General features: G+C 62.6%; 14 protein-coding genes. 1 reads left to right on the top strand and 13 read right to left on the bottom strand.

The genetic code is table 11. The features are described 5' to 3' along the window. Positions 1-18 precede the first annotated feature (18 nt). From hscA to trmJ, 8 genes are all read right to left on the bottom strand, one after another. Positions 19-1,890 (bottom strand): Fe-S protein assembly chaperone HscA, encoded by a 1,872-nt coding sequence (gene hscA / locus LPW29_RS04520; protein WP_238627048.1) that lies wholly within the window; start codon positions 1,888-1,890, stop codon positions 19-21. A gap of 51 nt (positions 1,891-1,941) precedes the next feature. Continuing rightward, positions 1,942-2,487 carry a Fe-S protein assembly co-chaperone HscB gene (gene hscB, locus LPW29_RS04515; RefSeq protein WP_238627047.1) on the bottom strand — a complete coding sequence of 182 codons (546 nt, stop codon included), beginning with the start codon at positions 2,485-2,487 and terminating at the stop codon, positions 1,942-1,944. A 22-nt stretch (positions 2,488-2,509) separates the two neighbouring features. After that, a complete protein-coding gene (iscA, locus tag LPW29_RS04510; protein ID WP_063465887.1) occupies positions 2,510-2,833 on the bottom strand; it encodes an iron-sulfur cluster assembly protein IscA in 324 nt (107 codons plus the stop codon). A gap of 36 nt (positions 2,834-2,869) precedes the next feature. Further along, positions 2,870-3,280 (bottom strand): Fe-S cluster assembly scaffold IscU, encoded by a 411-nt coding sequence (gene iscU, locus LPW29_RS04505; protein ID WP_238627046.1) that lies wholly within the window; start codon positions 3,278-3,280, stop codon positions 2,870-2,872. Between the two features lie 35 nt (positions 3,281-3,315). Then, complete coding sequence (locus tag LPW29_RS04500; RefSeq protein WP_338018675.1) at positions 3,316-4,539, bottom strand: IscS subfamily cysteine desulfurase; 1,224 nt, start codon at positions 4,537-4,539, stop codon at positions 3,316-3,318. A 43-nt stretch (positions 4,540-4,582) separates the two neighbouring features. Then, positions 4,583-5,092, bottom strand: coding sequence for a Fe-S cluster assembly transcription factor (locus LPW29_RS04495; protein WP_090249848.1), 510 nt, complete (start codon positions 5,090-5,092; stop codon positions 4,583-4,585). A gap of 56 nt (positions 5,093-5,148) precedes the next feature. Continuing rightward, the gene (cysE, locus tag LPW29_RS04490; RefSeq protein ID WP_238627045.1) at positions 5,149-5,955 is read right to left on the bottom strand and encodes a serine O-acetyltransferase; all 807 of its coding nucleotides are present in this window, start codon (positions 5,953-5,955) and stop codon (positions 5,149-5,151) included. Between the two features lie 98 nt (positions 5,956-6,053). Continuing rightward, a complete protein-coding gene (gene trmJ, locus LPW29_RS04485) occupies positions 6,054-6,821 on the bottom strand; it encodes a tRNA (cytosine(32)/uridine(32)-2'-O)-methyltransferase TrmJ (protein WP_238627044.1) in 768 nt (255 codons plus the stop codon). Positions 6,822-6,906: 85 nt separating this feature from the next. Between trmJ and LPW29_RS04480 the strand changes: the two genes are divergently transcribed. Beyond that, entirely contained in the window at positions 6,907-7,701 is a 795-nt protein-coding gene (locus LPW29_RS04480) for an inositol monophosphatase family protein (RefSeq protein WP_090249843.1), read from the top strand. An 84-nt stretch (positions 7,702-7,785) separates the two neighbouring features. Here LPW29_RS04480 and secF read toward each other — a convergent pair whose 3' ends face one another. The 5 genes from secF to queA are packed head-to-tail and all read right to left on the bottom strand — an operon-like array spanning position 7,786 to position 13,175. Beyond that, the gene (gene secF / locus LPW29_RS04475) at positions 7,786-8,724 is read right to left on the bottom strand and encodes a protein translocase subunit SecF (protein ID WP_090250508.1); all 939 of its coding nucleotides are present in this window, start codon (positions 8,722-8,724) and stop codon (positions 7,786-7,788) included. Positions 8,725-8,737: 13 nt separating this feature from the next. Continuing rightward, positions 8,738-10,600 (bottom strand): protein translocase subunit SecD, encoded by a 1,863-nt coding sequence (gene secD / locus LPW29_RS04470; protein WP_090249841.1) that lies wholly within the window; start codon positions 10,598-10,600, stop codon positions 8,738-8,740. A gap of 34 nt (positions 10,601-10,634) precedes the next feature. Continuing rightward, positions 10,635-10,964: a preprotein translocase subunit YajC gene (yajC, locus tag LPW29_RS04465; RefSeq protein WP_090249838.1), complete on the bottom strand. Its 330-nt coding sequence runs from the start codon at positions 10,962-10,964 to the stop codon at positions 10,635-10,637. A 59-nt stretch (positions 10,965-11,023) separates the two neighbouring features. Continuing rightward, the gene (gene tgt / locus LPW29_RS04460) at positions 11,024-12,139 is read right to left on the bottom strand and encodes a tRNA guanosine(34) transglycosylase Tgt (protein ID WP_238627043.1); all 1,116 of its coding nucleotides are present in this window, start codon (positions 12,137-12,139) and stop codon (positions 11,024-11,026) included. Next, entirely contained in the window at positions 12,129-13,175 is a 1,047-nt protein-coding gene (queA, locus tag LPW29_RS04455) for a tRNA preQ1(34) S-adenosylmethionine ribosyltransferase-isomerase QueA (RefSeq protein ID WP_238627100.1), read from the bottom strand. Before queA ends, tgt begins: the two co-directional genes overlap by 11 nt. Positions 13,176-13,230 lie beyond the last annotated feature (55 nt).

The following is a 13,230-nucleotide window of genomic DNA, read 5'->3' as shown; positions in this document are numbered from 1 at the left end:
GATGCTCGGCTCCGGGGGTTATTCGAATTCTTCGACGCGATGGCCGGACATGGCCTTGCGCACGCTCTGATCCATGCGCCTGGCCACAAAGTCCTCGCTGGCCCTTTCCAGGCCTTTGATGGCAAGGGCAATAGCCTCGTGGTCCTCGCCTTCGCGGGCGGCCGCCAGTTGTTCGCGGGCATCGCGGATGTCCTTGAGTTCGTCCTGGCTGAGCAGTTCACTGTCAGCGCCCAAGGCGGAGTCCAGCGCTTCGAGAACCCGATCGGCCTCCACCTGCTGTTCACGCAGGCGCCGTGCCAGCATGTCTTCCTGGGCGTGACTGCGCGAGTCGGTGAGCATGGTCTCGATCTCGTTATCGGTGAGCCCGTAGGAGGGCTTGACCTCGATGCTGGACTGCACGCCACTGACCATCTCCCGGGCGTTGACGCTGAGCAGGCCATCGGCGTCCACCTGGTAGGTGACGCGCACCCGGGCGGCACCGGCCACCATGGAGGGAATGCCGGAGAGGGTAAAGCGGGCCAGGGAGCGATTGTGGTCCACCAGGTCGCGCTCGCCCTGAATCACGTGCAGGGCCATGGCATTCTGGCCGTCCTTGAAGGTGGTGAATTCCTGGGCACGACTGACGGGGATGGTGGTGTTGCGAGGGATGATGTGCTCCACCAGCCCCCCCATGGTCTCGATCCCCAAGGACAGGGGAATCACGTCCAGCAGCAGCATCTCGTCACCGGGCTTGTTACCGGCCAGGATGTCCGCCTGCAGGGCGGCGCCCACGGCGACCACCTTGTCGGGATCGATATCCACGCGCGGCGCACGACCGAAGAACTCGCCCACCCGTTCGCGCACGCGGGGCACCCGGGTGGACCCCCCGACCATGACCACGTCCAGGATGTCTTCGGGCTTGACCTTGGCATCGCGCAAGGCACGGCGACAGGCGGCCAGGGTCTTGTTGATCAGAGGATCGATCAGACAGTTCATCTGCTCGCAGGTGATACAGCCGGACCAGTAGTCGGAATCCGACAACGCCACCTTGAGTCTGGCCTCCTCGCGTTCGGAAAGGGCCTCCTTGACGGCACAGGCATCCATCATCAGCTGACGCATGCGATGGTGGCCGGTATCCCCTTCGATGCCCGCTTCCTGCATCATCCAGCCGGCGATGGCCCGGTCGAAATCATCGCCGCCCAGGGCGCTGTCACCCCCGGTGGCCAGCACCTCGAAGACGCCCTTATTGAGGCGCAGAATGGAGATATCGAAGGTGCCTCCGCCCAGATCAAAGACGGCAATCACGCCTTCCTGGCCCTTGTCCAGCCCGTAGGCGATGGCGGCCGCAGTGGGCTCGTTGAGCAGCCGGTAGACGTTCATGCCAGCCAGGCGCGCGGCATCCTTGGTGGCCTGGCGCTGGGCATCATCGAAATAGGCGGGCACGGTGATCACCGCACCTTCCAGCTCGCCGCCCAGGGAGGCCTCGGCCCGGGCACGCAGGGCCTTGAGGATCTCGCCGGAGACCTCCACGGGGGTGACATCGCCCTGGCGAGTGCGGATGCGCGGCACGCCGCCATCACCGGGCACAAAGTCATAAGGAACATGACCCGCCACGGTCTTGAGGTCACTCACACCGCGGCCCATGAGGCGCTTGACGGAAGAAAGGGTGTTCAGCGGATCCAGGGCCGAATAGCCGCGGGCCTCCTGCCCCACTTGGGGCGGCCCCTGATCGGGGTAATGCACCACCGAGGGCATGAGGTGGCGACCCTTTTGGTCGGGCAATGTTTCGGCCACGCCGTTGCGCACGGTGGCCACCAAGGAGTTGGTGGTCCCCAGGTCGATGCCCACCGCCAAGCGATGCTGGTGGGGGTCGGGAGACATGCCCGGTTCGGAAATCTGTAATAGCGCCATGGCGATAGAACCCGTGTTTGAAGTGCGTCGCGACCCGTAACCGACGTGGGCTCAGCCCAGCAGTTGGTCTTCGAGCCGCTCGGAAATGCGCGCGACTTCCTCGCGCAGGCGGTCGAAAAAACGGAGCTTCAGGACTTCCTGTCGGGCGGCCTCCAGGTTGTTGGATTCAAAGGCCACCTCGAAAGCGGCCAGCATCTGCGTGTAGCGCATTTCGATATCCCTGCTCAGGGCATCCAGCGCCGCCAGGGGGTCGGCAGCCTGGTCCACTTCCTCCAGGGCCTCGCGCAACTCCATCTGATCCAGGAGAAATTGCGGGTCATGGGCGGATTCCTTCTCCTCGTCCACCACCGTCCCCTTGAGGCTGAGCAGGTAGCGGGCCCGGCGACCGTCATCCTTGAGCGTGGCGTAGGCCTCGTTCACGTGAGAGGCCCCCTGCACTGCCAGGCGACGGGCCTGATCGTCCGACTGGGCAAAGCGGTCCGGGTGCAGCTCGGACTGCAACGCCCGGTAGGCGGCCATCAGGGCCGCGTCATCCACGCGGAACTGCTGGGGCAGGCCGAACAGCTCAAAATAGTTACGAGTGAAGTCCAGATCCACCTACGTGCTCCCGTGACGACTGTCAGACACCAAAGCTCTCGCCACAACCACAGCGCGAAGACTCATTGGGGTTGTTGAACTTGAAGCCCTCGTTCAGACCCTCCCGGGTGTAGTCCAATTCCGTGCCGTCCAGATAGACCAGGCTGCGCGGATTGACGATGAGCTTGACGCCCTTGTCTTCAAACACCGTATCGCCCTCTTCCAGCTCATCGGCAAACTCCATGACATAGGCCATGCCGGAGCATCCGGTGGTCTTCACCCCCAGACGCAGGCCAACGCCCTTACCGCGTTTTTCCATGAAGGTGCGCACCCGCTGGGCGGCGGTATCGGTCAACTGGATGGCCATGCCTGTCCTCCTTCGCTTCTCTGGCAGTTCAAGGATTTACGCGCTTTCTTGCGCGGCATCGGGGGTCTTGCCGCCTTTCTTGCGGAAGTCGTCAATGGCGGCCTTGATGGCATCCTCGGCCAGCACCGAGCAATGGATCTTCACCGGTGGCAGGGCCAGTTCCTCGGCGATCTGGGTGTTCTTGATGGCGCCCGCCTCTTCCAGGGTCTTGCCCTTCACCCACTCGGTGAGCAGGCTGGAGCTGGCAATGGCTGAGCCACAGCCGTAGGTCTTGAACCTGGCGTCCTCGATGACCCCCGCCTCGTTCACCTTGATCTGCAACTTCATCACGTCGCCGCAGGCGGGGGCACCCACCATGCCGGTGCCCACGGCGGTGTCGTTCTTGTCCATTGCCCCCACATTGCGGGGATTCTCGTAATGATCGAGTACTTTGTCGCTATAGGCCATGCGTGCTTACCTCACTATTCAGATCTGACGGGGGATCAATGGGCCACCCACTCCACGGATTTCAGGTCGATCCCCTCCTGGTACATCTCCCATAGGGGCGACAATTCGCGCAACTTGTTCACGGCAGCCTTGACCAGTTCCACGGTGTAATCAATCTCATCGGCGGTGGTGTAGCGACCGATGGAGAAGCGGATGGAACTGTGGGCCAGCTCATCGTCACGCCCCAGAGCGCGCAGCACGTAGGAAGGCTCCAGGCTGGAACTGGTGCAGGCGGAACCGGAGGAGACGGCGATGTCCTTCAGCGCCATGATCAGGCTCTCGCCCTCCACGAAGTTGAAGGACACGTTCAGATTGCCCGCCACCCGGTGCTCCAGATCACCGTTGAGATACACCTCTTCCATGGCGTCGAGGCCATTCCAGAGACGATTACGCAACTCGAGCACACGCGCTGCTTCCGCATCCATCGCCTCGCCAGCGATACGGAAGGCCTCGCCCATACCCACGATCTGATGCGTGACCAGGGTACCGGAGCGCAGACCCCGCTCATGCCCGCCACCATGCATCTGGGCCTCCAGGCGTACCCGAGGCTTGCGAGAGACATACAGAGCACCTACGCCCTTGGGCCCGTAGATCTTGTGCGCGGAAAAACTGGCCAGGTCCACCGGCAGGGCGGAGAGGCTCAGAGGAATCTTGCCGGCGGACTGGGCGGCATCCACATGGAAGACGATACCCCGGGCCCGGGTCAGATTGCCGATGGCCTCCAGGTCCTGAATGACACCGATCTCATTGTTCACATGCATGATCGACACCAGGATGGTGTCTTCCCGCAGGGCAGCCTCAAGCTTGTTCAGATCCAACAGACCACTGGGCTCCGGATCCAGATAGGTGACCTCGAAACCCTCACGCTCCAGCTGCCGGCAGGGGTCGAGCACAGCCTTGTGCTCCGTCTTCAGGGTGACGATATGGCGCCCCTTCTTCTGGTAGAAGTGCGCAGCCCCCTTGATGGCCAGGTTGTCGGCCTCGGTGGCGCCACTGGTCCAGATGATCTCTCGGGGGTCAGCACCCACCAGGGACGCCACCTGTTCACGGGCGGTCTCCACAGCCTTTTCGGCCGTCCAGCCAAAGCTGTGGGAACGGGAGGCAGGATTACCGAAGCAGCCGGAACGGGTCATGAAGCCGGCCATCTTCTCGGCCACGCGCTCGTCCACCGGGGTGGTCGCCGAATAATCCAGGTAGATGGGTAATTGGATAGTGCTCACTGCTGTCTCCTCACAAACGGCCCCGCACGCGGCCAGGCCAGAGCTATTCCACCGATTCCGAAGCGGCGCTCACCGGAGCGACCGAAGCGCGGGATATGCTCACAGGCTGACCGCCCATGGCCCTGTCCTGGCGGGCCGCCACTTCCTGCACACCATTGCGCTTCATCACATCACCCAGGGTGATGTTGGCCAGAAAATCGTAGATCTGACGACTCAAGTCCGACCACAGGTCATGGGTGAGACAGCGCTCATTATTCTGGCAGTCGACCGTACCGCCACAGCGGGTGGTATCCACCTTCTCATCCACCGCGGAGATCACATCGGCAATGGCCAACTCGCTGGGGGGGCGGCTCAGGGTATAACCTCCGCCAGGACCCCGCGTACTGAGCACCAGGCCGCGTTTACGCAGGCGGGCGAACAGTTGTTCCAGATAAGACAGTGAGATACCCTGTCGTCCGGAGATATCCGCAAGGGATATCGGGCCCTGGTCGTTGTGTATCGCCAGGTCCAGCATGGCGGTGACGGCGTAGCGCCCCTTGGTTGTCAGTCTCATTGCCCTCTCTCCCGTATGATCCGTCCGGGTATAGTAGCTATACCCTATCTTTTTAGTCAAGTATTATTCCGGCGATCCACCACCGTCGTGTGGTGCCTCACCTCATCGGTATCCAGCGCCAATCCGCCCAGCTCTCCCGGTTCGATCTCGCGGATATGGGAATCGTCCACGTCGCCACCCAGCTCCCTGAGGGCGTGACTGTTCTCATCCAGACGCTGATCCAGGGTGTGCAAGTGGTCGAGAATGCGATTAATGGCCACGGCCACCGGGTCGGGCATGTCCTCGGTCATGCCATAGGCGTCAAACCCCATCTTCTGGGCCATGACCTCCCGGCGTTTTTCGTCGTCGGAGCGCGGGGTGATAATCCGACCGGGAATGCCCACGACAGTGGCACCGGGTGGAATCTGCTTGAGCACCACGGCGTTGGAGCCGATTCGAGCCCCCTCTCCGATCCGGATGGGCCCGAGGATCTTGGCACCTGCCCCCACCACCACGTTATCTTCCAGTTGCGGATGACGCTTGCCCTTGTCCCAGGTGGTACCGCCCAGGGTGACGCCATGATAGAGGGTGCAATCATCACCGATCTCGGCCGTCTCGCCGATGACCACACCCATTCCATGGTCGATGAAAAAACGTCGACCAATGGTGGCACCGGGGTGGATCTCGATACCTGTGAGCCAGCGACCGAAATAGGCCAGGAAGCGAGCTGGCCAACACAACCCGTGGCGCCACAAACCGTGACTCATTCGGTGAATCAACAGCGCATGCACACCCGGATAGGTGGTGAGCACCTCAAAGGTGTTGCGCGCCGCCGGGTCGCGTTCGAAGACACAGCGGACATCCTCTCGCAGACGCTGAAGCATAGACTCCCTGGTACCCGAGTTCCTCAGTGTGGAATGGGCATTGTACTACTTCACGAGGACGGGATCGAAACCGGGTGGAACGCCAGGCACCCGGCAGCTTACAACGACGAGTCTTTCCGGCCCTTGGCGGCGTGGGCAAGGATGCCGCGCAGGATGTTGACCTCGTTGATGGTCAGGCGCGTGCGACCGAACAAGCGGCGCAGGCGACGCATCAGATGCCGGGGATTGTTCGGGTCCAGGAAGTCCAGCAGCCGCAGGGTCTCCTCCAGATGGGTGTAGAAGCGCTCCACCTCCTCATGTGCGGCGGGTAACTCGCCGTCCGATTCCACCGGCACTGAGGCAACCTGTCCTTCCAGGGCAGTCATGCGCAGCTCATAGCTGAGCACCTGGGCTGCCGCTGCCAGATTCAGGGAGCTGTACTCGGGATTGGCAGGGATGTTCACCAGGGCATTGCAGCGATCCAGCTCCTCGTTGGTGAGGCCGGTGCGCTCGCGGCCAAACAGCAGCGCCACGGGGCCCGAGCGGGCCGCGGTGAGCAGTTCGGCGGCCGCCTGCCGGGGCTCGTACTGAGGCCAGCGCAGGGTGCGTTGGCGGGCGCTGGTGCCGAGCACGAACTGACAGCCCTCCAGCGCCGCATCCAGGCCATCATGCACCCGAGCCCGGGCCAGCAGATCATCCGCCCCGGAGGCCCGGGCGGTGGCCTCGGCACTGGGGTAGCCCTGAGGGTTCACCAGGTGCAGATCACTCAGCCCCATGTTCTTCATGGCCCGGGCCACGCCACCCACATTACCGGGGTGTGTGGTGTTCACCAGAACGATGCGTACCTCGTTCAGGATGTTTGTGTCTTGGTTTGCTTCAATTGTCATCGCAGGTTGTGTATGGTTCGCCATCTTCCCGTACCCTTCGCGGATACGACGTCGTTTCCTTCAAAATCAGTCGGACACCCTCGCCATGCATCCGTTTTTGAACACCGCCATCAAGGCCGCCCGTGCTGCGGGCCATGTCATCGCACGTAGTGCCAATCGGGTGGATACCCTGCAGATCCAGGACAAGCAGCCCAACGATTTTGTCACGGAAGTGGATCGCAATGCCGAGCGTGAGATCATCCGCGTGATCCAGCGGGCCTACCCGGATCACGGCATCATGGCCGAGGAAAGCGGTGAGCAGCACATCGACAGGGAATTCGTCTGGGTGATCGACCCCCTGGACGGTACCACGAATTTCATCCATGGCATCCCCCAGTTTGCCGTTTCCATCGCCCTGAAGCAGCGCGGGCGCCTGGAGCAGGCGGTGGTGTACGACCCCATCAAGGAAGAGCTATTCGTGGCCACCCGGGGTGCCGGCGCCTTCCTGAATAATCGCCGCATCCGCGTGACTCAGCACAAGGATCTCTCTGGCACCCTGTTGGGCACCGGCATCCCCTTCCGCCAGGATCAGGACCTGGACTACTACCTGCGCACCCTCAAGGCCCTGCTGCCCGGCACTGCCGGCGTACGCCGCCCCGGCTCCGCCGCCCTGGACCTGGCCTATGTGGCCTGCGGGCGTCTGGATGGTTTCTGGGAGATTGGCCTGAATGAATGGGACATGGCCGCGGGTGTGCTGCTGATTCAGGAAGCTGGCGGCCTGGTGGGCGACCTGCGCGGCGGCCCGGACTACCTGACCCATGGGAACGTGGTGGCCGCCGGCCCGAAGGTGTTCAAGGCCATGCTGCAGCGGTTGCATCCGGTGGTGACCCGGGAGGGGTGAAGCCAGTCCGAGCCCCTCTCCCGCTGGCGGGAGAGGGGTTGGGGTGAGGGTGGAGGGCTGCGAGCAGGAAGCCCAAACGGCGCCTTACGGCCGATCGTCCAACTCCTCTCCCTCCTTCTTCACCGGCAGCATCACGGTGCGATCCACACCCAGCACCAGCGCCAGGGCGGCGGCCACGTAGATGGACGAATAAGTCCCCACCAGCACGCCGATGATCAAGGCCAGGGCGAAGTTCTGGATGACCGCCCCGCCCAACAGGAAGAGGCACACAAGGACCAGCAGCGTGGTCAAGCTGGTGATAATGGTCCGCGACAGGATCTGATTCACGGACTTGTTCATCACCTTTTCCACAGCATCCTTACGCAGTCGCCGGAAGTTTTCGCGAATACGGTCATAAGCCACAATGGTGTCGTTCAACGAATAGCCGATGACCGCCAGCATCGCCGCCAGCACCGACAGATCAAACTCAAGCCACAGCAGCGAGAAAATCCCCAGGGTGATGACCACATCGTGGATCAACGCCGCCACCGCGCCGAGGGAAAATCGCCATTCAAAACGCAGAGCCACGTAGATGAGAATGCCGATCAGGGCATAAAGCATGGCCAGACCGCCTTGCTCGCGCAGCTCATCCCCCACCTGCGGGCCCACAAATTCCACCCGGCGCAGATCCACACCCTCGGGTCCCCCACTGCGCAGAACCTGCAGCACCTCTTCCGAGAGCTCGGCACTCTCCTCCCCTTCACGCGGTGCCAGACGGATCAGTACATCCCGGGAAGTACCGAAGTTCTGGACTGTAGCCCGATCAAAACCACCGGCCTCCAGCTGGTCGCGGACCTCCTCCAGTACCACCGCGTCCGGATAGCCCACCTCGATGAGGGTGCCGCCGGTGAAATCGATCCCGAAATTCAGCCCGCGAAACACCAGCAACAGGATGGACACCACCAGCAGAATGGCTGACAGAGTCAGGGCGATGCGCCGCTGGCCCAGAAAGTTGATATTGGCGTTGGCGAAATTAAGCTTCATCGTTTTGCCGCCTTCAGATGGAGAGCGTCTTGAGGCGACGCTGACGACCATAGGTCAGATTGATAATGGCGCGAGTCACCATCAAGGCTGTGAACATGGATACCAGGATGCCGATGGACAGGGTAATGGCGAAGCCCTTGATGGGGCCCGTGCCGAACATGAACAGCACCACTGACGCAATCAAGGTTGTGATGTTGGCGTCGGCAATGGTGGACAGCGCCCGCGCATAACCCGCCTGGATGGACGCCTGGGGCGAATTGCCGTTGCGGAGTTCTTCGCGTATTCGTTCAAAGATCAGTACGTTGGCATCTACGGCCATGCCCACGGTCAACACGATACCGGCGATCCCCGGCAGGGTGAGCGTGGCCTGCAGCATGGAGAGTATCGCCACGATGAGGACCAGATTCAGGGCCAGCGCCACGTTGGCCACCAGGCCAAAGGCCCGGTAATACAGGGCCATGAAGATCAGCACCAGCACAAAGCCGATCACCACCGAGTTGAAACCGCGCTCGATGTTGTCCTGACCCAGGCTGGGGCCCACCGTGCGCTCCTCAACAATACTCATGGGCGCGGCCAGGGCACCGGCGCGCAGCAACAGGGCCAGGTTGTGGGCCTCACGAGTGCTGTCCAGACCGGTAATCTGAAAGCGTCGACCCAACTGATCCTGGATGCGGGCCACATTGATGACTTCTTCGGAGCGGGAAACCTGGCGAACCATTTCCCCATCCTGCTCCACCAGGTCCGTCGTGGTCTCGATGAAGACCACGCCCATGAGGCGACCAATGTTCTCCCCCGTCACCCGACCGAAGATCCGGGCCCCCTGGCCATCCAGATTGATGAACACCGCTGCGCCACCCGTGTCCTGAGCAAGCCCGGAAGTGGCATCGTTGATGAAGTCACCGGTGAGCATCACCCGACGCTGCAGCAGCACCGGGTTGCCGTCACGCTCATGGTAGAGTCGGGAGTTGGCCGGCACGCGACCGGTGCGCTCCGCCTCGTAGGGGTCATTGGACTCGTCCACCAGGCGAAACTCCAGGGTGGCCGTGGCACCGAGGATCTCCTTGGCGCGGGCAGTGTCCTGCACGCCCGGCAACTGGACAACGATGCGATTCTCTCCCTGCTGCTGAATCACCGGTTCGGCCACACCCAGTTCATCCACCCGGTTGCGCAGCGTGGTGATGTTCTGCTGCAGGGCCAGACGCCGTTGAGCCTCAAGCTGATCATCACTGATGCTTGCCGTGAGGATATGCACCTCACCCGACTGGCGCGTACTGAAATCCAGGTCCCCGCGATATTCCCGTCTCAGCAGATCACGGGCCTCGTCCCGGCTGGCCGGATCCTCAAAACGCACTTCCACGGCACTGCCGTCCCGCTCCACCGCCAGATAGCGGATGCGTTCATCCCGCAGCACGGTACGGAACTCGCTGGTGTAACGCTCGGCCACGTTGTCACCGACAGCATCCATGTCCACTTCCATGAGGAAGTGGACGCCGCCGCGTAGATCCAGCCCCAGGGACATGGGGCGAGCATTGATAGCCCGCAACCAGTCGGGCGTGGCCGGCGCCAGATTCAGCCCCACGGAATGATTGTCCGTCAGCGCATTGCGCAGGATGTCCGCGGCGCGCATCTGGTCATCGGTGGAATCGAACCGCAGCATCATCTGGCTGCCGTCGAACTCCTCGGCCTTGATATCGACGCCCCGCCCTTCCAGGATCGCCCGGATCTGCATCCGGGTATCTTCATCCACCTCGTCGGTGACGGAATGAGCGATCTGCACCACCGGATCCTCGGGATAAAGGTTGGGCAGCGAGTAGACCAGGCCCACCAGGATCACAACCACGATGAGCAGGTACTTCCAGGAAGGGTAAGCGTTCATGACAAGACCAGCGTTGAGAGATCGGCGTGGAGGATCAGATATCCTTCATCGTGCCTTTCGGCAGAACGGTGGCCACCGACTGGCGCTGGATGTTCACCGTATTGCCTTCGGAGACTTCCACCTTGATGAAATTGTCCGTCACATGGGTCACCTTGCCCACGAGGCCGCCCTGAGTCACGATCTCGTCGCCCTTGTTCAGCCCATCCACCATCGCCTTGTGTTCCTTGGCGCGCTTGCTCTGCGGCCGGATGATCAGGAAGTACATGATCGCAAAGAAAATCACGATCATGATCAGAAACTCGATGAAACCGCCCCCGGCGGGCTGGCCCTGCTGGGCATACGCGTCGGAAATCAGGAAGTTCATGCGTGGGACTCCTTAGCAGTTGACAGATCGACCGGGCCTGAGCCCGTTAAAGGCCGGCATTATGGCATAGACCGTGGGGTTTGCGCGCGCCGCCCATGGAACTCGGCCACCCAGGCGTCCAGCTGCCCCTGCGCAATGGCTTCGCGCATCTCCCGCATCAGGGTCTGGTAGAAATAAAGGTTGTGGAGCGTGGCCAGGCGACTCGCCAGCATCTCGTTGCACTTATCCAGATGCTTGAGATAGGCACGGGAGTAGTTTCGGCAGGTGTAGCAGTCGCAGTGAGGGTCGATGGGTCCGATGTCATCCCGGAAACGGGCATTGCGGATGCGCATCACACCCTCGCGGGTATAGAAAAAGCCATTGCGGGCATTGCGGGTGGGGATCACGCAATCGAACATATCCACCCCGCGCTGCACTGCCGCAACGATATCCTCGGGCCGACCCACCCCCATGAGATAACGGGGCCGCTGCACCGGCATGTGCGGCATCAGGCCATCCAGCACCCGATGACGCTCCTCCTCCGTTTCCCCCACGGACAGACCGCCGATGGCGTAGCCGTCGAAGCCGATCTCCACCAGACCATCCAGGGAGCGGCGGCGTAGCCCGTCGTACATGCCGCCCTGGACGATGCCGAACAGGGCCGCCGGGCTGTCGCCATGGGCCTGCCGGGAGCGGGCGGCCCAGCGCAGGGAGAGTTCCATGGACTCCCGCGCCTGATCCTCGGTGGCCGGATGGGGCGTGCACTCATCAAAGATCATGACGATATCCGAGCCCAGGGCGCGCTGCACCTCCATGGACCGCTCCGGGGTGAGCAGGATGGGGGAGCCATCCACCGGGGAACGAAAGCGCACACCCTCCTCGGTGATCTTGCGCAGTTCCGCAAGGGAAAACACCTGAAAACCACCCGAGTCCGTCAGGATCGGCCGCTCCCAGTGCATGAAGTCATGCAGATCCCCATGGGCCTGGATCACCTCCGTGCCGGGCCTGAGCATCAGGTGGAAGGTATTGCCCAGGATGATCTCGGCCCCGAGGCCTTCCAGTTCCTCGGGCGTCATGGCCTTCACGGTGCCGTAGGTACCCACCGGCATGAAGGCTGGAGTCTCCACGGTGCCGCGATCAAAGCGAAGTCGCCCGCGACGCGCGGCACCCTCCTGGCCAATCAACTCAAACTGCATTGTGTTGCATCCCGCGCTGGGCTGTCATGAACATGGCATCCCCGTAACTGAAGAATCGATACCCCTGGCTGACCGCATGGGCATAGGCCGCCAGCACTGCCGCCTGGCCGCCGAAGGCGCAGACCAGCATCAGCAGGGTGGACTGGGGGAGATGGAAATTGGTAACCATGGCATCCACCGTCCGGCATTCAAAGCCAGGGGTGATGAATAAACGCGTGTCCCCCTCAAAGGGAGCCAGTGCACCGCCCGCCGCTGCGGTCTCCAGGCAACGTACGCTGGTGGTCCCCACCGCCACCACGCGGCCACCCCGGGCTCGGCAGCGGGCCACCTGATCGCAGGTCGCCTGGGTGACCCGCACCCATTCGGCGTGCATGACATGATCCTGGGTATCGGCCACGCGTACCGGCTGGAAGGTACCGGCCCCCACGTGGAGGGTCACTGAGGCGGTTTCCACCCCTCGGGCACGGATGGCCGCCAGCAAGGCATCATCGAAATGCAGACCCGCCGTCGGGGCGGCCACAGCACCGGGTTCCCGGGCAAACACGGTCTGGTAGCGCTGCCGGTCTTCCTCGGTATCTTCCCGGGTAATATAAGGTGGCAAGGGCATATGACCATGCTGTTCCAGTTGATCCAGCACCGGCGCATCGAAAACGAGCACGAACAGATCCCCGTCCCGACCTTCCACCGTTGCCTCCACCACACCCTCCAGGCATAGCCGGGTGCCGGGTCCGGGGGCCTTGCTCGCCCGCACATGGGCCAGGGCCGCCTGGCGGCCGGTGATGCGCTCCACCAGGACTTCCACCTGCCCGCCAGTCTCCACCTTGCGGCCCTTGAGACGCGCCGGGATGACGCGGGTGTCGTTGAACACCAGCAGGTCATCGGGAGACAACAACTCTGGAAGATCACGGATCTGCCGGTCGGCCAGTTGTCCAGTTGGCCCATCCAGGCACAGCAGACGGGCCCCGCCGCGATCGGGCAGCGGGGCCTGGGCAATGAGTTCCTGAGGGAGGAAAAAGTCGAAGTCGCTGACTTGCATGGCGCGCGATGGTAGCAGGATTGGGGTCAGGGGGCGACTGAGGCGTCCCCCACCC

Source organism: Ectothiorhodospira sp. 9100 (genome assembly GCF_022227565.1).
GTDB lineage: Bacteria > Pseudomonadota > Gammaproteobacteria > Ectothiorhodospirales > Ectothiorhodospiraceae > Ectothiorhodospira > Ectothiorhodospira marina.
This window is presented reverse-complemented; position numbering and strand designations above follow the sequence as displayed.